We start from the raw sequence: 23,876 nt of genomic DNA, 5'->3' as shown, positions 1-23,876 counted from the left end.
ATGTATAAGATTAATGTGCACAAAAGAAAACATTCCCAATCAATGGGAACGATTTTACTTTATAAGATTTGTCTGGGGGGATATAAATATAGAGAAATCGCCTTGCCCAGCAGGACATGTGCGAGCTTCCGGATGCTTATATTTGGAGCCCGAAATCATTCGCGCTTCATAAAAATAAGAAAGCTCCCTTTCCGCTTTACGAAAGGGAGCATGGTATATAGAATCCATAGGTCTTGCTTTTAAAGAGCCCAAATAAGATTCTACCTAGTTGGTACATGAAAGTCAAGATGATTATAAATCTTCTTCCTCGTCTTCTTCAAGGTCCTCATCCAGGTCTTCATCTAACTCTTCTTCTTCAATATCGAAGTCTTCATCTTCAATGACTTCATCGATTTCTTCTGCATCGTCATCAAGATCGTCATCATCATCAAGATCATCGTCTGTGTCGTCTTCGTACTCTTCGATGTCATCATATTCTAATTCTTCTTCATCAACCTCATCGAAGTCTTCAAGCTCAAGATCTTCCGCAACCGCTTTTTTAGCTTTTTTCTTCTTAGGCTTAGCGACCGGCACTACCTCTTCTTCGATTTGCTCGTATGGGTACCAGCTGCGCAGCCCCCAAGTATTTTCCCCAACACAAATATAACGTCCATCGATATTCAGATCTGTGTAGAATTGAGAGATTTTATCTTCAACTTGGCTTTGTGTCAGGCCGATAATTTGGCTGATCTCTTTTACTAAATCTTTAAAAAGATATGGCTGTTTCTTGTCTGTCATCAGGTCGTATGCAACTTCAACCATTGATAATTCTTTAAGCTGGTCCTTGGAATATTGTGAAATACTCAAAGTGAGGCACTCCCTTTCTCGTCGTTCATCTATATTGAAGGTGATTTTTTCACCCTATAAGAAATTCGGAAGTGAGATTGATAGCACCGTCCGAATCCTATGTATTCAAGTCATACCATTCATTATAAACAAATTCTAACACTTTATGCTACCTTAATCTTCTTCCTTGTAATAAATCAGAATAATTTTTATCATTTCTATTAAAATTTAGAACTCCAAAGAAAAACCCGGAAGAATTTCCGAGTTTTCAGCGGCTGTTTTTGATTTGTTTAAAATTATTCTGAAGCTCCTGAAGCCTTACACGGCCTTGTTCGCGAAGCTGTTTGTTCTCATCTTCAATGGCTTTTGTCTCCTGCATTCCTTTCAGGATAATGCTCCAGGTTTCTTCGATTGTTTCCATTTTAATGCTTGGACTTCCTGAAAGTCTCGCAATATCAACACTTTGCTTTGATATATTTTGAGCGTTGCGGACAAGCATTTCATTTGTGCGTTTTTCAAGCTCGTTCATCGAATCAGCCACAAGCTTCTGTCTTTTTGCAGCAATGGCGTTGATGAGACCTGTTTTAAAGATCGGAATAGTTGTGACGAAAGCGGAGTTGATTTTTCCAATCAGCTTTGTATTTCCTCTTTGAAGGAGGCGAATTTGCGGCGCTGACTGATAAGCAACCTGTTTAGCAAGCTCCAGGTCATATACTCTTTGTTCGAGTACTTCTACCGCGTTGCGCATCGTATCAAGCTCCATTTGTGCAAGCTGATCTCCTGATGACGCTTTTGTTTCTAAAGCAGGCAGCTGCTGTTTCAGCTCAGCTGCTTTCATATCCCCGGCCACGATATATTTTTCAAGTTCCAAGTAAAATTGGAAATTTTGTTCATACAGCTGTTCAAGTGTATTGGTTGAGCGTTTCATCTCATCTTCATATTTAACGATTTCCATGTACACTTTATCAATTTCCCCGCCCATTGTCTGGTACTTGGACATGATTTTCTCTACCATCTTCTGCCCGCGGTTAAAGATTTTCTTCATAAACCCTTTTTGCTCCGCAAAATCCTTTGGATCAAAGCGGTCCATGATTTTGCCGAGGTGTTTTAGAAGCGCGCTCGACTCTTCCATGCTGCTTGATTGCATGGTATTTAATATTTTTCCTGAAAAAGCGGAAATTTCATCTGCCGGCGCTTTTCCGTATTCAAGCATGCCGACTTGATTGCGGTGGTCAATCATTTGTGCAAGTTTTTGAACTTCAGGTTCTTTTTGCAGCTGCACCTTCATGCTGTTTGGCCCTTCTTGCAAAACCTCTTCCATTTGATCCACTTTACTGAGTCCTGGTACTTGTGACATAGTGGTATCCTCCCTTGATCATAGAATTAGGCTGTTTTAGCATTGATTGTTGTTTTTGATTAATATCGCTGCCCGTTCCTTTCCGCTTGCTTTCCGCGGGGAGCGTGGAAGCCTCCTCGGCGAGCCTGCGGGGTCTTCCATTTCGCTCTATTTTCCCGCAGGAGTCAAGTTCCTTCCGCTGCAATCCACATATAGGTTTACATCTCGTCTAAAAACTACAATGTTTACGAAAAGAGCCTTAAATTAAAACATTTTCCGGATGAATTTTTTCAGACGTGAAGGCTCCTGGAACTCTTCACCGAAGCTCATCTCATCCAGCCAATGACTGTCAAAATATCGTTCATCAGCAAAATTTTCAATATCGTTATGGCCCGGCGGATTGTATAGGATGATATCCAGTCCGAATTCATTCATTAACAGCAGTATGGCTGCATCAGCACGGGTCATGAAGCCGTTATTCTCATTGTTATAAAGCACAATCCGCGGCACATATTGAGAGTAATCGAAATTCTGCATCAGCTTGATCATGCTGTTTGGAATATTCATAGCTTGATTAAACAAATACAGCTGCAGATCATATAAGCTTTCCTGATCCTGTTTTTTAAGTTTAGGATGCGCGCAGTACCTCGAGATCGCTTCAGCAATTCCCTTCTGCAGGCCAGTCGGCAGGTTGCTGTATCTCCACCAGTGGCTGTTCATCATTTTATCAGCCTGCAGCTCCCCGCTTTCCCCGAGGGCATTCTGATAATGAAAGTGAGGGTTTCCTTTCGCTTCCCAAGTAAAAGGAAATTGCTTAATAACCTCTGCATATTCGTAATCGATCAAGTCCTGAATTTTGCTCCAGTAGGCCCGCCGGTTTTTAGTCATGCCGAAAACTTTCGAAAAAATGGCCGGGATATTGACTGTATTGTTTCGCACTTCAAAATTCGGCCTTAAAAAGGCTCTTTCTTTTATAAGAATAAAAAGTTCATCATATGTTGTTTTCAGCGTAATGGCATTAGGAGAATAATTTCTGAACTGCCAAGGCTTATAAAGCATGGAATCATCGGAATGCAGAACCTGATCGATTTCTTTCGATGCTTTATAGGCAATAGTAGAAGTCCGCTCCGGTCTTATTTTTGGAAACGCTGTCAGTTGATGAGTCCCCGGATAGCGAATGATCTTGCTGATTGCTTCATCCGGATCTGCATCAGCCAGTATATCCGTTCCTTCCGGATGCGCAACGATGACATCGCAGCCGAACAGGATGAGGAACTTAAGGAAGTGCTGCTCGCTTGGCGTCGCATTTCCGTACCAGAAAAACGCCGGTATTCTATCTTCTTGGCTCGCTGTTTTTTCAAGCTCTTTATATAAGTGATTCCACGTCCATTTAACAAGATCCACAATGACTCTTCTGAAATCTCCTGTTTCATCCTTGCGCTCTTCAAAAAAGGGAGTCAGCACCTTGATGACACAAGCTCTCAAATGGCGGTTCAATTCAGGATTTTTAAGCATTGGAAGCAGCTGGTCACGGTCCATAAACGCAACAAACCGGTTCACTGACAGCTTTTCTTTTCCATGCAGAATCAATAAGTTCTGAATCGCCTGGAATTTTTCCTGAGGAATGGTTTTATCGAGATTTTCACTGATAAAGTGAATCTCAAGCTCATCATTGTGAACAAGATCGTATAGCGTTTGAAAATATTCGTCTTCCACTAAAGGTGTTCCGAGCATGCGAATGGCTATTTGAGGGATTTTCATTTCAGAGGGAGTTTTCACAAATCCCGAGCGCTCAGATAACGGCTTAAAAAGAAGCGCTTGCCAATCTGTTTCAAGATTAGCCGCTGCAACTGGCTGATATGTTCGAATCATCTCTCTTCCCTCCCCCAAAGTAACATCCAGCAATCTATTTTTATGATTTGTTTAAACAGAAATTTAAAAAGAGAGCTATCTGGCTGTTCTCTTTTCGCCAAATACGCACTGCATTCCTTCACTCGTCACAACCCATGTTTTCCCAAACTTCCGAATGGTGCCTTTGGGGAACTGATCGATTCGTTTCCGCAGGGTTGAATCGTCAATTCCCCATTCCCGGCAGGCCTGAGAGGAACTCATAATATTTTTATCCAATAAATTTGTATGGTTCTTTTCTAATGTAACCAATACGTTCACTCCAATAATATCTAAAGAAAATCAAATCGTTCAGCCATTTGACTCGGAAACACCTTATTATTATTGTACCAGCACAAGGTAAATATTTCTATTTTACAACTCAGGCAGGAGCCGGAGTTATTTTTGAAAGTACGTTCTCCAAAATTTCTTCGGATGCAAAAATCCCGTTTTTGTTCGTTCTTTTAATCGTTTCTGCTAATCGTGTATTTGATTCGCCCAATTCTCCGTGCAGCGGTGAAAAAGCATGATCTGCCTCTTCAAGCATGCATAGATCAAGCAATGAATCTCCAGCAGTAATCACGGTTTTTGCGCCAATCGCTTCTTTGACATAAGCAACGGCATCCCATTTGTTGATCGGCTTTGGTACGAAGTAGAGCTTTCTGCCCTGAAGCGAGTGCTTCCAGCCGTTACGGTCGAGCCATAGAATAAATTCCTGCAGACGCACCTCAGGAATGAGAGCGCGGTCGATAATATTATAAAGAAAAAGATTTTCAGCATTTTTTTGTTTTAAAACCCAATCATCTGCTGCAATCTCCTGAAACTTGCGGGATACCTCTTCTAAACTTGTGCACTCATTTTTCATCAGGTTTTCTAAATGCTGTTTCCATTCCTCATCAAGCTTTCCGTTCTTGAACACATGTCCTCCATTGCTCGTGACAGCGTAGCCCGGGATTATTTCTTCCTGGAAAACAGTGATGCGCCCGTATTGTGAAGGTGTTCTTGTCGTAACAGGAACAAAGGTCATTTGCTCCGCAATTTCCTTTAGCATGGAAATCGCTTTTTTCGTCATAAATGAGATTTCCTGACCGTCAAGCATTTCAATCAGACGAATATCAGATTCGCTCACAGGCTCACGGAAGGATCTTCTTGAATAAATGAGAGTTTGATCAAGATCACTTGCAAAAATCACAGATTGTTCCTCCTAGTTTAGGGGCTTTATTATGCCGCAGCATGAATATGACATCTTCTTGTATTCAATGACCGGTACGTTTCGCTCTTTTGCAAGCAGGAAAATGTGTTCAAGGTCCTTATTATTCAAGCCTTTCACAAGAATTTTCCAAGGTATTCTGCGTAAAAGCACCCGCGTTGTTTCGCCGACCCCCGGTTTTACATGATGAATATTTTCTATGCTGAAATCATCCTGAATTTGTTTAATATCCTGGATGCCTTTCCATGTCGGCTCTTTGTCTTCTGCCTCAAGCTTTAACAGCTGTTCGCTGATTGCTTCAGCAGCATGTGCAAATTCCGAGACGACAACATCAATAAAGTGGTTCGACACATCTTCAGGAAGCAGTTCCGAATAATATTTCGCTCCGTGAAAATCATCAGGCCCAATGAACTGATCATTTAAAACGGTTCTGCTTACCAATCCTGAAACGGTGGAATTCAAGCAGGCACTTGGAATTAAGAAGTCTTCACGAGTTCCGTAAATCTCTGTGCAATAACCTGGATCCGCCAAGACGGCAAGTGAATCATCGATGTGCATTTCGTGTTTGCTGTTGAAGTCCTCCATCGCCTCTGTCAATTCACTTGTAATAGCCCCTTTTCCAGTCCATCCGTCTACAAATTGAACATGCTCATTCGGATGATTTTGAGCAATATACCTCATGGCATTTTCATCGATGCCGCGTCCTCTGACAATGGAAACACTGTAATGAGGAACATTGAGATGATAAGTTTGCATAAGATACCTTTTCATTAAAATTCCGATTGGCGTACCTGCCCTTGCAAGAGATACAAGAACGATGCTTCGCCCTTTCACTTGCAGGATGCGCTCAGCCACTGTTCCTACTGCAACCGCCAATTTTTGTTTGTACATATCTAAAGAATGATGAAAAAGCTGTAAATATTCATCTGTCGGCTTGTATTCTATCGGAAGCATTTCTGAATAATGAGTTCCGCTCTGTACAGCCTGTTCTCTTTCTAATGTTGATTTTTCAAGGGTAACATCACTCAGGTCCTTCAATAAGAAGATCACATCCTGCTCCGAGTAGCTTCCCATTGCTGCCGGCTTTGGCAATTGCTGCTCCACCTTATTCATCTGAACCACTTCCTTTTTTGTTAGTACTGAAAAAAACGAGATGGATAATCGGAAAAACGCTTTTCAGCTGTTTCATCATAGATTGCAAATGGTCCCCTAAAACAGACCGTTCAAAAAAGACGAAAACCTCGTCGTATTGATCCTGCTCTGCATTATAAAAATAATTAGCCGTTTCCCCGTCTTCCGGGTTTGTAAAGGGATAAGCGCTTTTCACTGCGTAATCTTCACGCTCCACCGGATGAATCGGACTTCTGGTAGTAGATTGATAGAAAATCCCTTCTCCCATAAAGGACGCCGTCTTCATCGGGACATACATAAATTCTCCTGTTCCAAGGCATAACGTTTTCTTTCCCTTGCGGAATTTAAGGAGACTTGCAGCTGCATGCTGACAATACTCATCCACACTAAGCTGTTCCTGATCTGTAAGACCGAATCTGCCGGTGTGCACTAAATAAGGAGCAGATAGAAGTTCGGAAGAATACGGAGTTACGCCATCTTCACTAGATAAATAGATTTCGTTTATCTCTGATTCAGATACAGATGATTCTTCTTTCTCTCCCTGATTCTCTGCTACCGGGCTGCCTGTTGTTGTAATAAGACCTGTTACTAAAGAAACTGTGTGGATTTTAACACCAAGTCTTTTCTCTGTTTCTTTGAATCTCTGCTGGTCTTCTTCTGAACGCCAATCCAGAATCGACACGACTGTATATTCGCGGCGCGGATATTTCTCCTGGATTGATTCGATGATATTCAGCGCTGTTTTTCCCGTTGTTACCTCATCATCTACTAAAACAATGGGGCTTGCATTTTCAAATAGACTCTCGTCCACATAACAGCGGTGAGAGGTTGCATGAGAGTGCTCTTCTTCAAAATTGATGATGGAATCCATTCCAGATACCATTTCCCTTGTTGTATGAAAAAAAGCGGCATGTTCAAAATTTTCAAAGACTGCGTGTCCAAGGGCCGTTGCTGTTTCAGCAAACCCTATGAAAAGAGCCGGTTCATCCAAAGCATGACGGTACTCGCTATTTGGAATTGCTTCTCCGTTTAATGCAGCGAGAATCTGATCTCTTTTGGGATGTGTTTCACCATGCACAACTTCCATATACCTGGCTGCAAGGGCTTGTCCAGTAAGAAGAGCAAGCGCTGGATTAACAGGAATATGTTTGCCGAGGACTTTGCTCACAAATAAGAAGCCGCGTTTTTTATTAATCCGCGCTGCCATAGAAAACAGGCTTTCCAAAGGCAGAAGATATGGATTGCTTGTCAGTTCAATTTCCACAGAAAGCTTCCCTAATAAATCAAATGTATAATTGCTCGTTTGTTGTTTCGCTGATAAGGTCAATAAATGATTGCTGCTCATGGAACACCCCGTATATTTTTGATTTCAAGATGATTTTCCGCGCCCAATTGTAATGGGGTTTGATTTCGTTCATTTTATTTGAAAACTCACTTCTGATGACGCCATTGTAAGATTGTGCCTGATCAAGAATGGCTGACGCATCCAAATACTCTTCTTTTGTCACTGCATTCAGTGCATTTACGATTTTAATATGCAGCGGATGTATAATCGTTTTGCCTACAAGTCCATTTGTATTATCAAGGACGATTTCATGGATCAGGCCATCGTCATAACGGTCGATCAGGTTCGCCCTGAATTCAAGACCCTCGGTGCCATTCGCCTGCTGAAAAGGCGTCTGTCTGATTTGAGGCTTTAAAATCCGCTGGCCGCCGCCAAAATACTCCCAAACGGGACCTGAAATGACATATTCTTTTTCACATCTGCCGAACACATTAATAATGTCTGTTATGCAGTCGCGAATAACGGAAATATCATAAATCGTTGTATCTCGGCTTCTTCTGATTCCAAACAGCCCTGATAAATCTGTTCCTCCAAGGCGGACATTGAGGACGAGTTCATAGTAATCATCAAGAATCTCTTTAATGCCAAGCAATTCTTCCATTCTTAATTCTTTGTAAATAATTTCTTTCGTCTCTAAAATAGGCATCCCATACAATGTGACAGAATAAAGAAGGGCGATTTCCTCAAGGGCTGCATAATAGCCTCTTCCATTTTCAGAAGTGAATTTAGGGAAGACAAATCCGCTTAACAGCTGGATATGGTGTTTGAGCTTTGAAGCAAGGCGTTTCATTTGTCCTTCATTTCGAATCCTCACAAATATAAGCGGCAGATTTCTCTGATCAAACGTGCCTTTTAAGATGCTGTTTGAGATGTCTTCGATTTGTCTGACTGTATTCTCTTCTGCTGATTCTACTTCTGTATCACCGATTGAATCCTCGAGACAAATCACCATTGAAGTTAATCCTTCGTGTTTTCCATTAAGAAATTTACCAGATAGTACATCGTTTGAAATAACTGTCCGATTACCAGGCATGTAGAGAGTCGCGCCTAACGTATAGGCCAGGGTTTCCCGTTCTGTTTCTTTTGAAAAATGGATTGGTTCGTATAAAAAGATTTCATTGCGCTTTTCTTTAGATAAATATTGAAAATGCTTCAAGCTTGTTCCTCCATTCAGACCCTCTGCGTGGTGATGTACTAGGTGGTAAATTTCTTACTGAAAAATAGAAAAGCGGAGGCGCCTTGATTAGCGCAGGCAGACAGATAAGGATCCGGCAGAAAAGGCGCTTTTTGCCAATACTTCCGGAGCCGTTCTGGCCGAGGAGTTAGGCGCCGCAGCTAGACATTAGAAAAGCGAAACCGCCCGGGGAAACCCAGGCAGTCCTTTACACTTTTCATTTTTTAAAAAGGCGCGTTGTTTATGAAAACAACGCACCTCTCATCATTATTTTTAAGTCCGGTTCTTAAACGTCCAGACCGTAGTCTTTTACTAGGGAACCTAAGCCGCCTTGGTAGCCGCTTCCGATTGCATTGAATTTCCATTCAGCGCCGTGACGGTATAATTCGCCAACTACAACCGCTGTTTCGATTGAGAAATCTTCTCCTAAATCGTAGCGGATTAATTCCTGGTTGCTCTCTTCGTTTAAAATGCGTACATATGCATTAGAAACTTGTCCGAAGTTTTGGCTGCGTGATTCAGCGTCATGGATTGTGATTGTGAACGCAATTTTATCGATTGTTGATGGAACTTCGGAAAGGTTTACTTTGATAACTTCATCATCGCCTGAGCCTTCGCCTGTACGGTTGTCGCCAGTATGCTCAACAGAACCGTTGCCGCCTACAAGATTGTTGTAGAAAATGAAATCTGCTTCGCTTGCAGCTTTTCCATTAGCATCTAATAAGAAAACAGACGTGTCTAAGTCAAAGTCATTACCGCCGTCATATTTGTTTGTGTCCCAGCCAAGACCTACTAATACTTTAGATAAACCAGGATTAGATTTTGTTAAATCGATTTTTTGACCTTTAGATAAACTGATTGCCATTTCGATTCGACTCCTTTTATGTATAAGTTTTATTTTTTAAATTTTACGCGTGGCGATTTGCAATTTCAGTAATGGATGCATCTTTTGTGCCTGATCCGACTGCTGCGAATTTCCACTCGGCGCCGTGACGGTAAATTTCTCCCGGAATAAGAGAAGTTAAACCGGAATAGTCTTCAGACAGGTTGTAATGAACAAGCTCTGTTCTGCTTGCTGAATCTACTACACGGATAAATGCATTCTGAATCATGCCGAAATGCTGTTTTCTTTGAACTGCCTGATAGATGTTTACAACGAACACAAGCTTATGAACGTTTGACGGCACTTTGCTCAAGTCGATTAAAACCTGCTCATCGTCTCCATCGCCCTCGCCTGTTAAGTTGTCGCCTGTATGTTTGACAGAACCGCACTTGCTTGTAAGGTTGCCGAAATAAATCACACTTTTCTTATCAAGCAGACGGCCGTTTTCATCAAGCATCATGACAGATGCGTCACAATCTACATTGCTTCCGCCGCCGCCGAATAAACTGCCAAGCAGCCCGCCGCTTTTTTGCTGTACAGGGTCCCAGCCAAGGCCGACCATCAAATTCTTCAGGCCTGCATTGCCTTTAGTCAAATCAATCTTCTGACCCTTTTGTAATGTAATTGCCATTTCTTCACTCTCCCTCTTGGGTAATGTGGAAACTTGCAAGTCTGAAACCGCGGCCAACATTATTTTTTGGAAAAAATAGATCTTTTGGCCTGATATCACGATAACGTGACCACAAGTTTAATACTACCAATATTTTAACAAAATTTAAACTAAAAACCTTTTTAGAAGGCATTAATCTTTCATACGATTCGAGGGGAAAAAAAGTTTCAACTAAATGCTTACAAAATGATTTCTTTTTCGAGGAAAGTCGCTTTAATATCAAGTGTCACTTCCTGTTTTTCCACTTTTTCGCCAAGGAGCAATTTGACAGCAAGATATGGGAAGTTCACCCCTGATAAACAGCTGAAATAAAGTCCGCCTGACATTCTCGGATTGATCTCAAGCAATTTAGGCAGGCCTTGACCAAATTTCACCTGAATGTTAAAGATATAGTCCAATTTAAATTCCTTAGTGAAATCCTCGGCAAGTCTGATGAGCTCTTGGTTATCCTCCAATATCCGGATTCTGCCCCCGCCTTTTTTCCGCGGAACCGCTGCCAGCAATTCCCCGTCAAAAGCGAGGCAGTCAATGCTGTATTCTTCCCCTTCCAAAAACTCCATCACCATAAGTTCAGGAAATTCCCGGACAGCACTCAAGCCATCATATGCTCTCTGAAATGGAATCCGGTAGCTCGGCGCCATTACTTCTTTCAAAGGATCGAGCTCATCATCAATAATCCGGAAACCGTAGCCGCCTTCTCCTACTACCGGTTTATAGCAAACCCCAAGACCCTCGTTTTTCAGTTTTTCATAGGTTTCTTTAAATTCATCAGCTGTCTTTGCCGTATAAAAAGAGGGAATTTCAAAGATGCCTTTTTCTTTGCATTTATCATAGAATTCATCTTTATTTTCGATTGTCTCTAATAGATTTGCATCTCTATTTACTAATACCTTTGTGCCGATTGCTTCAAACTCACTTATGGCTTTTGCGATCGGAAGCATTTTATATCTTGGAACAAACAGCTGAATTCCATGTTTTTTACAAAAATTCAGACAATAACGAACATACTCATCGTCTGTATCAAGCTTTGGCTCAACTTCAGAATAATCGCAGTTGGCAAGCATCACGTGCTCAGGGTCAGGGTGCGTTCCGTACACTTCGAACTTTATGCCGTCTTCATTTGCCCGGATCATGTCGATGTAATGATAGGCAACTGAGAACCAGCGGTTAAACCAGATTTTATATGTACTCATTTTATGAAAACCCCTCTCTTCAGCTTGTGCCGAAGTTTTCTATGTTCTTTCATTTTATACTAAATTTGGCATGAACTAAATGAAAAATTCAGGAAGTAGTTTTGTGCTGTCATAAAGAGATTCGGATATGTTTGATCCAAAACATCCTGACCGCAAACTCTTGTTCAGAAAAAAATCCTCCCCGAATATCCGGAGAGGATCTAATCCTTACATATTGCGGCGATACTGCCCGCCGACTTCATACAAAGCCTGCGTGATTTGACCTAAGCTTGCATATTTTACCGTCTCCATCAATTCAGCGAAAATATTCTGATTGTGGACAGCTGCCTGTTTTAGGCGGTCGATTGCTTCTGCTGCATATTTTTCGTTGCGTTCCTGGAACGCTCTTAAGTTTTGAATTTGTGTTTCTTTTTCTTCTTTTGATGCGCGTGCGATTTCCATGTTGTCGACTGATTCCTCAGACGGCTTATTTGGATTGATGTACGTATTTACGCCAATGATCGGCAGCTGTCCTGAATGTTTCTGCATTTCATAATGCATGGACTCATCCTGAATTTTCCCCCGCTGATACTGTGTTTCCATAGCGCCGAGAACACCGCCTCGTTCATTGATGGAATCGAACTCTTTCAAGACGGCTTCCTCTACTAAATCTGTTAATTCTTCAATAACAAAGGATCCCTGAAGCGGATTTTCATTTTTGGTTAACCCGTGCTCTTTTGTAATGATCAGCTGAATCGCCATCGCTCTGCGCACGGATTCTTCCGTCGGTGTTGTAATTGCTTCATCATAAGCGTTCGTATGAAGCGAGTTGCAATTATCCTGCAGGGCCATTAATGCCTGCAGTGTCGTGCGGATATCGTTGAAGTCGATTTCCTGTGCGTGCAGGGAGCGGCCTGATGTCTGAACATGATATTTCAGCTTTTGGCTGCGGTCGTTCGCGCCGTATTTTTCTCTCATTACCGTTGACCAGATGCGGCGTGCGACGCGTCCAATCACCGTGTACTCAGGATCTAGTCCATTGCTGAAGAAGAAAGAGAGATTTGGTGCGAAATCATCGATTTTCATGCCGCGGCTTAAATAATATTCAACGTAAGTGAAGCCGTTCGCAAGCGTAAAGGCAAGCTGGGAAATCGGATTAGCTCCGGCCTCAGCGATATGATAGCCCGAAATCGAAACAGAATAGTAGTTTCTTACTTTTTCATTGATAAAGTATTCCTGAATATCACCCATCATTTTAAGTGCGAATTCCGTTGAGAAGATACATGTGTTTTGACCTTGATCTTCTTTTAAGATATCTGCCTGAACGGTGCCGCGCACTGTTTGCAGGGTTTTTTCCTTCACTGCTTTCAGCTCATCTGCAGTAAGGTCGCGGCCAAGCTCTGTTCCCTGTTTTTGAATCTGCTGTTCAATCGCTGTATTCATGAACATTGCAAGAATGATAGGCGCAGGACCATTGATGGTCATTGAAACAGAAGTTGCAGGTGCACACAGATCAAATCCGGCATAAAGCTTTTTCATATCATCCAGTGTACAGATGCTTACTCCGCTTTCCCCGATTTTCCCGTAAATATCAGGACGGTAAGCAGGATCTTCCCCGTAAAGTGTAACAGAGTCAAATGCTGTGCTCAGGCGCTTCGCCGGATCATCCTTTGACAAATAGTGAAAACGGCGATTGGTCCGTTCAGGTGTTCCTTCTCCTGCGAACTGGCGCTTTGGATCCTCTTCTGCGCGTTTGAATGGGAAAACGCCTGCCGTATACGGAAAGGATCCCGGAACATTTTCTTTGTATACCCATTTCAAGATTTCACCGTAATCCTTGTATTTCGGCAAAGATACTTTAGGAATGGATAATCCTGAAAGGGAAACCGTTTTTAATTTTGTCACGATTTCTTTATCGCGGATTTTGGTCACGAATTGATCGGCTTCATATTTTTCTCTTAAATCAGCCCATGTATCTAAGATCCGTTTTGACTCTTGTGAAAGTTCTTCTGCTACACTCATTTTAATTGCTTCCAATGATTCCAGCACTTCTGGTGCAGCGTCTCTTTCTTTCACACTTTCGATCGCGCCCTGCAGCTGAAATAACCTTCTCGCAACGTCAGCCTGATATTCAGCTTTTTGATGATAGGTGCGTACAGATTCGCTGATTTCTCTTAAATAATAGCGGCGGTCTGTCGGGATAATGACGTTTTGCTTTTCTACATCTTTCACGACTGGAAGAGTCGAAGACCAGCTTTTCCCTGCCTTTTCATTGATCAGATCTAAAAGCGCCACAAACAATGTGTTTGTGCCGGGATCGTTGAACTGGCTGGCAATTGTTCCATACACCGGCAAGTCTTCAAATGGACTTTCAAACAGCATATGGCTGCGCTGATATTGCTTTTGCACCTGGCGCTTTGCATCCTGCGATCCTTTTCTCTCAAACTTGTTGATCACAATCAGATCTGCGTAATCGATCATATCTATTTTTTCAAGCTGGGACGGGGCGCCAAATTCGCTTGTCATGACATATAAAGAAAGATCACAAATTTCTGTAATGGCTGCATCACCCTGTCCGATTCCGCTCGTTTCAACAATAATCAGGTCATATCCTGCACCTTTGACAACAGCAATCGCATCATTGATCGCAAGAGACAATTCTGATCTTGATTGTCTTGTTGCAAGACTTCTCATATATACTCTTGGTGAAAAGATAGCGTTCATTCGGATGCGGTCACCCAGCAGCGCTCCGCCCGTTTTTTGCTTTGTCGGATCGATAGAGATCACAGCAATTTTGATTTCAGGAACTTCATTTAGAAATCTGCGGATCAGTTCGTCTGTAAGCGAGCTTTTTCCGGCGCCGCCAGTACCTGTTATCCCGATCACAGGAGCGTCTGAAGACAATTGCTTCACTTCTGAAATCACCTTTTCAGCTGTTGCCGCTGCTTCATTTTTGCTTCCGAGCTGTGATTCAGCAACCGTAATCAGCTTAGCAATCGCCCCAGCATCACCCGTTTTCAGCTTTTCGATTTCGTCTTCAATTTTCGTAACGGTTTGAAAATCGCACTCTTTCATCATGAGCTCAATCATTCCCTGAAGTCCGAGCTCTCTGCCGTCTTCAGGAGAAAAAATCCGCGCAATCCCGTATTCATGCAGTTCTTTTATTTCACGCGGAATGATGACACCGCCTCCCCCTCCGTACAAACGAATATGAGAGGCTCCTCTTTCTTTTAAAAGGTCATACATATATTTAAAAAATTCAACATGCCCGCCTTGATAAGAAGAGATGGCAATTCCCTGTGCATCTTCCTGAATGGCTGCATTTACGATTTCTTCAACCGAACGATTGTGTCCGAGGTGAATAACCTCTGCTCCGCTCGCCTGCAGAATTCTCCGCATAATGTTAATCGAAGCATCGTGCCCGTCAAACAAACTTGAAGCCGTTACAAAACGAACGGCATGTTTCGGTTTATAGGTCTCCTGTGTATGCATGCGTCCCGCATCCCCTTTGCTCTCGTTATTTCGTTAGATTCCCTTTTTTTCTACCCCTTGAAGAATCAGCTTCGTCTGAACTTCAATATACTCTTCTAGCGTATAGTTTTTTTGCAGAGCCCATCTTCTGAAACCCCACATTTGTCCCTGAACAAATATATTGTGCGCCAATAGTTCCCGCTCCCTGGAAGTAAGCGAGATTTCCCCTTTATCCACGCAGCCTGCAATCACTTTTTCAAACATCCCGACCATTTCAATTTCTTTTTGCAGGACGTAGGGGAGAGCGTCACGCGACAGTGACTTTGCCTCCTGGTACATGACAAGCACCTCATCCTGCATTTCATCCACCACTTTGAAATAGTTGGCAATGGCAACCTTTAAGCTTTCAATCGTTCCCTGCTTAATATCAATGTCTTTCTCAAGCCTGTCGCGAACCTGGTCATAAATCGTGTCACAGACAAGATACAGCACATCTTCCTTTTGTCTGATGTATTCATACAGCGTGCCGATGCTGAAGCCGGCTGCCTTGGCAATTTCTCTTGTAGTCGTGCGGTGGAATCCTTTTTGCTTAAAGAGATTTACCGCACCTTTAATCATTTGGTCACGGCGTTTTTGAACAAGCCGCTCATCTTTGACAGAAGCATGCACTTCCCGTTTCGTCATCTTCCACCGCCTCCCTGTTTTTTCTCTCTTATTTTGTGATCATTCTTGAAATAACCAGTCTTTGAATCTCCTGTGTGCCTTCATAGATTTGAGTGATTTTTGCATCTCTCATGTACCGTTCAACAGGGTAATCTTTCGTGTAGCCGTAGCCGCCGAACACCTGTACAGCTTCTGTTGTCACCTTCATTGCCGTATCTCCTGCAAAAAGCTTCGACATGGCTGATTCTTTTCCATAAGGCAGCCCTTCTGATTCAAGCCATGCAGCCTGATAGGTTAACAGACGGGATGCTTCAACCGTTGTAGCCATGTCAGCCAATTTAAAGCCGATGCCCTGCTGCATAGCAATCGGTTTTCCGAACTGCTGGCGTTCTTTTGCATAGGCAACAGAAGCATCAAGAGCGCCTTGTGCGATTCCGACAGCTTGTGCGGCAATTCCGTTACGGCCGCCGTCAAGTGTCATCATGGCGATTTTAAAGCCTTCTCCTTCTTGGCCAAGAAGGTTTTCTTTTGGTACGATGCAATCTTCAAAGATGATTTCTGTTGTCGGTGAGGAACGAATGCCGAGCTTGCTTTCTTTTTTGCCCACAGAGAAGCCTTTGAAGTCTTTTTCAACGATAAATGCACTTGTGCCTTTATGCTTGCTTTCAGGATCTGTAACTGCAAACACAATGTACGTATCCGCAATTCCGCCGTTTGTGATGAAAATCTTAGAGCCATTTAGAACGTAATGGTCGCCGTTTAATTTAGCAGTAGTTCTCATGCCGCCTGCGTCAGAGCCTGATCCTGGCTCAGTTAAGCCGTAAGCGCCAATTTTTTCGCCCTGTGCCATTGGCTTCAAATACTTCTGCTTTTGCTCTTCTGTTCCGAACTTGTAAACAGGCCAGCCTGCAAGTGATGTATGGGCAGATAAGGTGACCCCGATTGATGCACACACTCTTGAAAGCTCTTCAACTGCAATGACATAAGCCAAGTAATCGCTGCCGATGCCGCCGTATTCTTCCGGCCATGGAATACCCGTTAACCCAAGCTCTGCCATTTTATCGAAAAGTCCGCGGTCAAAACGTTCTTCTTCATCGCGCTCTGCAGCTGTCGGCTCTACTTCATTTTTAGCGAAGTCTCTTACCATTTTCCGGATCATTTCATGCTCATCTGATAGTTTAAAAAACATCTATTTCATCCCCTATTGTTTTAATTTAAGACATGTTTGCTGATGACAATTCTTTGAATCTCGCTTGTTCCTTCATAAATCTCGCAAACTTTTGCGTCACGGAAGTAGCGTTCAACTGGATAGTCCTTTGTATAGCCATAGCCGCCGAATACTTGAATCGCTTCTGTAGCAACCTCCATCGCTGTTTTTGAGGCGAACAGCTTTGCCATTGACGCTTCTTTTCCGCACGGAAGTCCGTTTTCCCTTAAGAAAGCAGCTCTGTATGTCAGGAGTTCCGAGGATTCAACCGCTGTCGCCATATCAGCCAGTTTAAAGCCGATGCCTTGCTGAGCAGAGATTGGCTTGCCGAATTGAACACGTTCTTTTGCATATTGAATGGACTTCTCAAGTGCAGCCTGCGCGATGCCGAGCGACTGTGCTGCAATGCCAATTCTCCCGACATCCAGATTAGCCATGGCAATTTTAAATCCGTCTCCTTCTTCCCCAAGAAGGTTTTCAAACGGAACCTCCGCATCCTCGAAGGAAAGCTGGACAGTCCGTGAGCCGTAAAGCCCCATTTTGTGCTCATCTTTTCCAATTACAAGGCCCTTCGTATTCTTTTCAACCACAAATGCTGAGATCCCCTTTGTACCTGCCTCGGGATTTGTTGACGCAAACACGATATACGTGTCAGCCTCTGCGCCATTTGTGATAAATACCTTTGATCCATTCAGAATGTAGTTGCCGTCTTTTTTAACAGCCTTTGTTTTTAAGCTGCCTGCATCAGATCCTGATCCCGGCTCAGTTAAACAGAAAGCCCCTAAGTATTCGCCGCTTGCAAGCTTTGGAATATACTTCTTTTTCTGCTCTTCTGATCCAAAATAAAGGATCGGATTCGTGCCGACTGATGTGTGAACGCTTAGAATAACCCCGACTGTCGCACTAACTTTAGAAAGCTCATGGATCGCGATAATATAGGAGGTAAAATCCATACCCGCTCCCCCGTATTGCTCAGGGATCGGAATCCCCATTAAACCAAGTGAGCCCATTTTACGGAGAATTTCTCTTGGGAATTCTCCCTGCTCCATTTTTTCAACAAACGGCTCAATTTCTGTTTGAGCAAAATCCCGCACCATTTTCCGCATCATTTCCTGTTCTTCTGTGAAGCGAATATTCATGTTCCGTCCCCCTGTGATGTCTGATTAACCCTCGTAAGAATAAAATCCTCTGCCTGTTTTGCGGCCGAGCCATCCTGCTTTCACATATTTTCTAAGAAGCGGGCATGGGCGGTATTTATCGTCGCCAAAGCCTTCGTGCAGCGTTTCCATAATATATAGACACGTATCAAGTCCGATAAAGTCAGCAAGAGTGAGCGGTCCCATCGGATGATTCATTCCGAGCTTCATCACTTCATCAATCGCTTCTTTCTCTGCAACCCCTTCGTACAGAGTGTAGATGGCTTCATTGATCATCGGCATGAGGATGCGGTTTGAAACAAAGCCGGGAAAATCATTCACTTCAACCGGAACTTTTTTCAGTGTTTTCGTCATATCCTCAATCGCCTGATAGACTACATCGCTTGTTGCGAGGCCGCGGATAATTTCAACCAGCTTCATCACAGGCACCGGATTCATGAAGTGCATGCCGATTACCTTTTCAGGACGCTTTGTGGCCGCTGCGATTTCTGTAATTGGCAAAGAAGAAGTATTTGTCGCAAGAATGGTTTGCTCTGGTGTAATTTCATCAAGCTTTGCAAAAATGTCTGATTTGATTTTCATATTTTCAACAGCTGCCTCAATCACTAAATCCGTCTCTGCAGCATCCTGAAGATCTGTTGAAGCTGTCAGTCTGCTTAAAATTTCCTGTTTTTGTTCAGCTGTTATTTTTTCTTTATCTACCTGTCTTTGAAGGTTTTTATCAATCGAAGCGAATCCCTTCTGAACGAATTCTTCTTTTAAATCATTCAAATAAACCTTATACCCTGCCATTGCACAAACCTGCGCAATGCCTGAACCCATTTGACCTGCCCCGATAACCATTACGTTTTGAATACTCATGTACATCCCCCTTGTTCGTTTGAAAACTTATACTTCAACCATGATGGCGTCGCCCTGGCCTCCGCCGCTGCAGATCGCCGCAATGCCGATTCCGCCCCCGCGTCTTTTCAGCTCATGAATTAAGGTAATAATGATTCTTGCCCCGCTTGCTCCAATCGGATGTCCGAGTGCAACAGCTCCGCCGTTTACATTTACTTTTTCAGGATGCAGTCCTGCCAGCTGATTACTTGCTAAAGCGACCGCTGAAAATGCCTCATTAATTTCGAACAAATCGATGTCTTCAAGCTTCCTGCCCGTTTTTTTCAAAAGCTCAAGAATGACAAGTCCGGGTGTTTTCGGAAAGTCCTTTGCTTCAAGTGCAATGGATGTATGTCCGATGATCGCCGCAATCGGCTGCTTTCCTTCTTGTTTTGCTCGCTCTTCGCTCATCAGTACAAGAGCTCCCGCGCCGTCATTGACTCCCGGTGCATTTCCTGCCGTTATAGTGCCTGCTTGATTAAAAACCGGCTTCAATTTAGACAGCCTTTCAATCGATGTGTCTTTTCTCGTTGCTTCATCGTGTTCTATTTTAAGCGGATCGCCTTTACGCTGCGGAATTTCAACACTGACGATTTCTTCGCTTAATTTCCCGGATTCCATCGCTGCGACTGTACGCTCGTGGCTTCTTAACGCCCACACGTCCTGTGCTTCTCTTGAAATGTCTAAATCTGATGCTGTTTCATTTCCGTATGTCCCCATGTGAACCCCTGTAAAGCTGCATGTAAGACCGTCGTGAACCATTAAATCCTGAACCTTCGCATCTCCCATGCGGAGGCCCCATCTTGCTTTAGGCATGAAGTACGGTGCATTGCTCATGGATTCCATTCCGCCTGCTACTATGACCTCTTCGTCTCCGGCTCGGATGATTTGATCAGCAAGCGTGACACTTCTCATTCCTGATGCACATACTTTGTTGATCGTTTCTGTTTTTACACTCCAGGGAATCTCAGCATGTCTTGCAGCCTGACGGGAAGGAATTTGCCCCTGACCGCCTTGCAGAACAGAACCCATAATTACTTCATCCACCTCTTCTGCGTTTACATTTGCACGCTTTAAGGCTTCTTTGATAGCGATTCCTCCTAGCTCTGACGCTGTAAGAGAGCTGAGACCGCCCCCGAATTTTCCAAATGGCGTTCTAACACCGCTTACGATTACAGTTCGATTCATATCTTCATCTCCTCAAATTAAGTATAAGAAAACGGTTACAAAATTCCGATTGAACGCTCGCTCAGGTTGTTTCCAGAGAAGAAGGTGAAACGAAACCGCTTCACCCTCCTATATGTCTATCTCTTTCATTCTTCATTTATGCTGAAATTCCTTTTAAGCAACGCTCTCTTTTTTATCCCCAAACACCGCTTTTTCAAGCAGCTCTGCTACGTCATACGTGCTGACGGTTTCTTCAACCTCTTTTGCCTTCGTTCCGTCACTAAGCATCGTTAAGCAGTACGGACAGCCTGAACTGATGACTGTCGGATTTACTTCAAGCGCCTGGTTTGTTCTTGCGACGTTTACCCGTGAACCGGCATCTTCTTCCATCCACATGAGTCCTCCGCCTGCTCCGCAGCACATTCCCGTTTCCCGGTTTCGGGTCATTTCAATAAGCTTCACACCCGGTATGGACTTCAGAATATCGCGAGGCGGCTCATATACTTCGTTGTAGCGTCCCAAGTAGCAGGAGTCATGGAAGGTAATGGTCTCGTTCACTTCAAATTTAGGAACAAGTCTTCCCTCTTCTACAAGCTTAGCGAGCAGTTCTGTATGGTGATATACTTCCGCCTCGAGTCCAAAATCAGGATATTCATTTTTGAAAATATTGTACGCATGAGGATCAATCGTGACGATTTTTTTGATCTCATTTTTCTCGAATTCATCAATATTTTTCGTCGCAAGCTCCTGGAATAAAAATTCATTTCCAAGGCGGCGGGGCGTGTCTCCCGAGTTCTTTTCCTTGTTTCCAAGAATCGCGAACTTCACTCCAGCTTCATTTAAAAGCTTAGCAAAAGATAATGCGATTTTTTGGCTGCGGTTATCGTACGATCCCATTGAACCGACCCAGAACAGGTACTCAAACTCTTCGCCTGCTTTACTCATTTCTTTTACAGTTGGAACATGAACGTCGTCGCGCGCCTCGCGCCAGTCTTCACGCTCTTTTCGGTTAAGGCCCCATGGATTTCCCTGGCGCTCAATGTTAGTCATCGCACGCTGTGCATCCGGATCCATTTTACCTTCTGTCAAAACAAGATAACGACGCATATCAATGATTTTGTCTACATGCTCGTTCATTACCGGACACTGATCTTCACAGTTGCGGCATGTCGTACATGCCCAGACTTCTTCTTCAGTGATGATTTCGCCGATCAGGCTTGGATTATATTCAAGCGCGGCAGCTGCTTCCTGTGACCCCTGACCTGATGCCATGGCAGCAAGCTGATTGCCCTTAGTGCCGGCAAAAGCGTAAGTTGGCACCCACGGAGACATGGACGTTACAGCTGCCCCTTTTTCCGTTAAATGATCACGCAGTCTTAAAATTAAATCCATCGGAGAAAGCATTTTGCCTGTTCCGGTTGCAGGACACATATTCGTGCAGCGTCCGCATTCGACACATGCATATAAATCAATCAGCTGTGTTTGTTTGAAATCTTCAATTTTTCCTACACCGAATGTTTCCTGTGACTCGTCCTCAAAATCAATCTTCTCAAGTTTTCCAGGGTTTGAAAGACGGCCAAAGTAAACATTCGCCGGACCTGCAAGCAAGTGAGCATGCTTTGATTGAGGCACATAAACCAAAAATGTTAAAAGAATAAGCAAATGCACCCACCATGAAACGTAGAAGATTACGGCGGCACCGGTTTCGCCGACAAAGCTCAGCAAATAAGCGAAGCATGAAGCAATCGGTTCTGTCCATGTCAGTTCATGATTGTGCCAGATTAAGTTCATTCCGTTGCCAAGCAGAACGGACAGCATCAGTCCGCCGATAAAGATTAAAACAAGCCCGGCTTTAAAGTTTTTCTTCAACCGAACAAGCTTCTCAATGTACCTGCGGTAAAAAGCCCATACAACCGCAACCAGGATCATCAAAGTGACGATTTCCTGAAAGAAAGTGAAGCCCGGATAAAGCGGTCCTAGCGGAAGATGCTTGTCGGGCAATAAGCCTTTAATAATAAAATCAAGTGCTCCAAACTGTACAAGAATAAACCCGTAAAAGAACATCACATGCATGATGCCGCTCTTTTTATCCTTAAGGAGCTTCTTTTGACCGAAAACATTGACCATAATGTTCTTCAGTCGTTCATTTAATTGCTGATCAAACTCTGTTTTCTTCCCGAGCTTGATGTAGGCCATTCTTGAACGGATCAAGTAAATAAACAAACTTGCACCGTAAGCGGTTACAAGTATAAATGCAGCAAAATTGATCCATAACAGTGCTTCCATCTTGTCTCCCCCGTTTCTGTGATGAATTCTCCCATTGCCCCATCATTCAAAAAACTTAAAATCCATATAATTTTCTGAATCTTACCCTATAATTACATGATAATAATGAATGAGCATTCAGTCAATGATTTTATGCTGATAATTTTTCATCCCGACGTAAAACATAATAGGTAGATGATAAGGAGGGCTTACGTTGAACAGCATGTTACTAATAGGACTAATGATCTTGATATTCGTTGTTTGGCTGCGGCTCGACTATTTTTTCGGCAGAAAAAAACACCTCAGCAAGTTAAATGAACTGAAATACCCTCTGAGAAAAAGTGATATCGACCTATATATTGTGGGTGAACGCTTTTATGAAAGATTGTTTGAGGACATTGAAAATAGCACACATTCGATTCATGTGTTATTTTATATTGTAAAAAATGATCCTGACAGCGATGAATTTCTTGCCCTTCTCATGAAGAAAGCTGAAAAGGGGATTGAAGTCAGGCTTCTTTTGGATTACGTCGGCAGCAAATCCCTTGAAAAAGAGAAAATTGCAGAGTTAAAAAAGAGCGGCGTTTGTTTTTCCTATACACATAATCCTTCACCTCCTTTCTTTTTTTACACTCTTCAGGCACGCAATCACCGCAAGATTACGGTCATTGACGGCAATATCGGTTATTCAGGAGGATTCAATATTGGAAAAGAATATTTAGGGAAGGACCCTAAGCTTGGCTTCTGGCGGGATTATCATCTGCGCGTAACAAGTGAAGGTGTGAAGGATCTCCAAACACAATTTTTGCGTGATTGGCATGAAGCGACAAATGAAGACCTGAAAACGGTTCAAGCTTACTTTCCATCCCTCCCGAAAGGTACAATTGAACATCAGTTTCTTTCTACTTACGGGCAAAGCTTAGAAGGACATTTTTTATCATTCATCAGGCAGGCACAAAAAGAGCTGATGATTTGCACGCCTTACTTTATTCCAGGCAAACAAATACAGGATGAGCTTATTAAAGCACGCAGGCGAGGTGTAGATATTAAAGTGCTCGTCCCTATGAGAGCAGACCATCCTTTGGTCAAGGAAGCATCTTTTCCATACTTCGGCCCCCTGATTCTTTCAGGCTGTGAAATCTATCAATATTATTATGGTTTTTATCATGCAAAGGTCATTGTAGTCGATGATGTGCTCTGCGACATTGGAACCGCTAATTTTGATAAGCGGAGCCTTTATTTAAACGATGAAATGAATTGTCTAATTTATGATAAGGATTTTATTAAGTACGTGAAATCTACCGTGAATGAAGACATACGAGGGTCCGTGAAGCTGACCTACGAAAAATTCACTGAAAGACCCATCACACAAAAAGGTTTAGAAGCCGTCGCCACACTGGTCTCGCATTTCTTGTAGAAATTTCATGAGGAAAA

The 23,876-nt window shown here is 43.0% G+C and carries 18 protein-coding genes and 1 pseudogene; 1 reads left to right on the top strand and 18 read right to left on the bottom strand.

Annotated features, from left to right (window positions below):
* Positions 1 to 291 precede the first annotated feature (291 nt).
* From rpoE to ABEQ24_RS08070, 18 genes and pseudogenes are all read right to left on the bottom strand, one after another.
* Positions 292 to 846: a DNA-directed RNA polymerase subunit delta gene (gene rpoE / locus ABEQ24_RS08155; RefSeq protein WP_430006316.1), complete on the bottom strand. Its 555-nt coding sequence runs from the start codon at positions 844 to 846 to the stop codon at positions 292 to 294.
* 247 nt (positions 847 to 1,093) lie between these two features.
* Entirely contained in the window at positions 1,094 to 2,182 is a 1,089-nt protein-coding gene (locus ABEQ24_RS08150; protein WP_430006315.1) for a toxic anion resistance protein, read from the bottom strand.
* Between the two features lie 243 nt (positions 2,183 to 2,425).
* Positions 2,426 to 4,033, bottom strand: a complete 1,608-nt coding sequence (locus ABEQ24_RS08145; RefSeq protein ID WP_430006314.1) for a YceG family protein — start codon at positions 4,031 to 4,033, stop codon at positions 2,426 to 2,428.
* A 75-nt stretch (positions 4,034 to 4,108) separates the two neighbouring features.
* A pseudogene (locus ABEQ24_RS08140) lies at positions 4,109 to 4,294 on the bottom strand (helix-turn-helix domain-containing protein); the annotation flags it as partial.
* A 136-nt stretch (positions 4,295 to 4,430) separates the two neighbouring features.
* A complete protein-coding gene (locus ABEQ24_RS08135) occupies positions 4,431 to 5,240 on the bottom strand; it encodes an HAD family hydrolase (RefSeq protein ID WP_430006313.1) in 810 nt (269 codons plus the stop codon).
* Between the two features lie 12 nt (positions 5,241 to 5,252).
* Positions 5,253 to 6,371 (bottom strand): cysteine protease StiP family protein, encoded by a 1,119-nt coding sequence (locus ABEQ24_RS08130; RefSeq protein WP_430006312.1) that lies wholly within the window; start codon positions 6,369 to 6,371, stop codon positions 5,253 to 5,255.
* The gene (locus ABEQ24_RS08125) at positions 6,364 to 7,734 is read right to left on the bottom strand and encodes a phosphoribosyltransferase family protein (RefSeq protein ID WP_430006311.1); all 1,371 of its coding nucleotides are present in this window, start codon (positions 7,732 to 7,734) and stop codon (positions 6,364 to 6,366) included. The genes ABEQ24_RS08130 and ABEQ24_RS08125 overlap by 8 nt, the downstream gene beginning before the upstream one ends.
* Positions 7,673 to 8,890: an HpcH/HpaI aldolase/citrate lyase family protein gene (locus ABEQ24_RS08120; protein WP_430006310.1), complete on the bottom strand. Its 1,218-nt coding sequence runs from the start codon at positions 8,888 to 8,890 to the stop codon at positions 7,673 to 7,675. Before ABEQ24_RS08120 ends, ABEQ24_RS08125 begins: the two co-directional genes overlap by 62 nt.
* Before the next feature lie 304 nt (positions 8,891 to 9,194).
* Entirely contained in the window at positions 9,195 to 9,773 is a 579-nt protein-coding gene (locus ABEQ24_RS08115; protein ID WP_430006309.1) for a TerD family protein, read from the bottom strand.
* A gap of 43 nt (positions 9,774 to 9,816) precedes the next feature.
* On the bottom strand, positions 9,817 to 10,422 hold the full coding sequence (locus tag ABEQ24_RS08110; RefSeq protein ID WP_430006308.1) for a TerD family protein: 606 nt from the start codon (positions 10,420 to 10,422) through the stop codon (positions 9,817 to 9,819).
* A 218-nt stretch (positions 10,423 to 10,640) separates the two neighbouring features.
* On the bottom strand, positions 10,641 to 11,654 hold the full coding sequence (locus ABEQ24_RS08105) for an ATP-grasp domain-containing protein (protein WP_430006307.1): 1,014 nt from the start codon (positions 11,652 to 11,654) through the stop codon (positions 10,641 to 10,643).
* Positions 11,655 to 11,861: 207 nt separating this feature from the next.
* Positions 11,862 to 15,125 (bottom strand): fused isobutyryl-CoA mutase/GTPase IcmF, encoded by a 3,264-nt coding sequence (gene icmF, locus ABEQ24_RS08100; RefSeq protein WP_430006306.1) that lies wholly within the window; start codon positions 15,123 to 15,125, stop codon positions 11,862 to 11,864.
* 33 nt (positions 15,126 to 15,158) lie between these two features.
* Positions 15,159 to 15,788, bottom strand: coding sequence for a TetR/AcrR family transcriptional regulator (locus ABEQ24_RS08095; protein WP_430006305.1), 630 nt, complete (start codon positions 15,786 to 15,788; stop codon positions 15,159 to 15,161).
* A 28-nt stretch (positions 15,789 to 15,816) separates the two neighbouring features.
* Positions 15,817 to 16,956, bottom strand: coding sequence for an acyl-CoA dehydrogenase (locus tag ABEQ24_RS08090; protein ID WP_430006304.1), 1,140 nt, complete (start codon positions 16,954 to 16,956; stop codon positions 15,817 to 15,819).
* A 20-nt stretch (positions 16,957 to 16,976) separates the two neighbouring features.
* The gene (locus tag ABEQ24_RS08085) at positions 16,977 to 18,113 is read right to left on the bottom strand and encodes an acyl-CoA dehydrogenase (protein WP_430006303.1); all 1,137 of its coding nucleotides are present in this window, start codon (positions 18,111 to 18,113) and stop codon (positions 16,977 to 16,979) included.
* Between the two features lie 24 nt (positions 18,114 to 18,137).
* Entirely contained in the window at positions 18,138 to 18,992 is an 855-nt protein-coding gene (locus ABEQ24_RS08080; RefSeq protein ID WP_430006302.1) for a 3-hydroxybutyryl-CoA dehydrogenase, read from the bottom strand.
* 27 nt (positions 18,993 to 19,019) lie between these two features.
* Positions 19,020 to 20,198, bottom strand: coding sequence for an acetyl-CoA C-acetyltransferase (locus ABEQ24_RS08075; RefSeq protein ID WP_430006301.1), 1,179 nt, complete (start codon positions 20,196 to 20,198; stop codon positions 19,020 to 19,022).
* Between the two features lie 153 nt (positions 20,199 to 20,351).
* On the bottom strand, positions 20,352 to 22,463 hold the full coding sequence (locus ABEQ24_RS08070) for a heterodisulfide reductase-related iron-sulfur binding cluster (RefSeq protein ID WP_430006300.1): 2,112 nt from the start codon (positions 22,461 to 22,463) through the stop codon (positions 20,352 to 20,354).
* 202 nt (positions 22,464 to 22,665) lie between these two features.
* On the opposite strand from ABEQ24_RS08070, the gene cls reads away from it, so the two are divergent.
* Positions 22,666 to 23,859: a cardiolipin synthase gene (cls, locus tag ABEQ24_RS08065; RefSeq protein WP_430006361.1), complete on the top strand. Its 1,194-nt coding sequence runs from the start codon at positions 22,666 to 22,668 to the stop codon at positions 23,857 to 23,859.
* The last annotated feature ends 17 nt before the right edge of the window (positions 23,860 to 23,876 follow it).

This window comes from Metabacillus idriensis (assembly GCF_050483325.1).
Lineage (GTDB): Bacteria > Bacillota > Bacilli > Bacillales > Bacillaceae > Bacillus_P > Bacillus_P idriensis_A.
Note: the sequence above shows the minus strand (reverse complement) of the source record. Positions and strands in the feature narration are given on the sequence as shown.

Excerpts from the sequence above, each read along its gene's own strand:
- ABEQ24_RS08150 (WP_430006315.1), bottom strand. The coding sequence starts at position 2,182 with ATGTCACAAGTACCAGGACTCAGTAAAGTGGATCAAATGGAAGAGGTT.
- ABEQ24_RS08145 (WP_430006314.1), bottom strand. The coding sequence starts at position 4,033 with ATGATTCGAACATATCAGCCAGTTGCAGCGGCTAATCTTGAAACAGAT.
- ABEQ24_RS08130 (WP_430006312.1), bottom strand. The coding sequence starts at position 6,371 with ATGAATAAGGTGGAGCAGCAATTGCCAAAGCCGGCAGCAATGGGAAGC.
- ABEQ24_RS08125 (WP_430006311.1), bottom strand. The coding sequence starts at position 7,734 with ATGAGCAGCAATCATTTATTGACCTTATCAGCGAAACAACAAACGAGC.
- ABEQ24_RS08115 (WP_430006309.1), bottom strand. The coding sequence starts at position 9,773 with ATGGCAATCAGTTTATCTAAAGGTCAAAAAATCGATTTAACAAAATCT.
- ABEQ24_RS08110 (WP_430006308.1), bottom strand. The coding sequence starts at position 10,422 with ATGGCAATTACATTACAAAAGGGTCAGAAGATTGATTTGACTAAAGGC.
- ABEQ24_RS08105 (WP_430006307.1), bottom strand. The coding sequence starts at position 11,654 with ATGAGTACATATAAAATCTGGTTTAACCGCTGGTTCTCAGTTGCCTAT.
- icmF (WP_430006306.1), bottom strand. The coding sequence starts at position 15,125 with ATGCATACACAGGAGACCTATAAACCGAAACATGCCGTTCGTTTTGTA.
- ABEQ24_RS08095 (WP_430006305.1), bottom strand. The coding sequence starts at position 15,788 with ATGACGAAACGGGAAGTGCATGCTTCTGTCAAAGATGAGCGGCTTGTT.
- ABEQ24_RS08090 (WP_430006304.1), bottom strand. The coding sequence starts at position 16,956 with ATGTTTTTTAAACTATCAGATGAGCATGAAATGATCCGGAAAATGGTA.
- ABEQ24_RS08085 (WP_430006303.1), bottom strand. The coding sequence starts at position 18,113 with ATGAATATTCGCTTCACAGAAGAACAGGAAATGATGCGGAAAATGGTG.
- ABEQ24_RS08080 (WP_430006302.1), bottom strand. The coding sequence starts at position 18,992 with ATGAGTATTCAAAACGTAATGGTTATCGGGGCAGGTCAAATGGGTTCA.
- ABEQ24_RS08075 (WP_430006301.1), bottom strand. The coding sequence starts at position 20,198 with ATGAATCGAACTGTAATCGTAAGCGGTGTTAGAACGCCATTTGGAAAA.
- ABEQ24_RS08070 (WP_430006300.1), bottom strand. The coding sequence starts at position 22,463 with ATGGAAGCACTGTTATGGATCAATTTTGCTGCATTTATACTTGTAACC.
- cls (WP_430006361.1), top strand. The coding sequence starts at position 22,666 with ATGTTACTAATAGGACTAATGATCTTGATATTCGTTGTTTGGCTGCGG.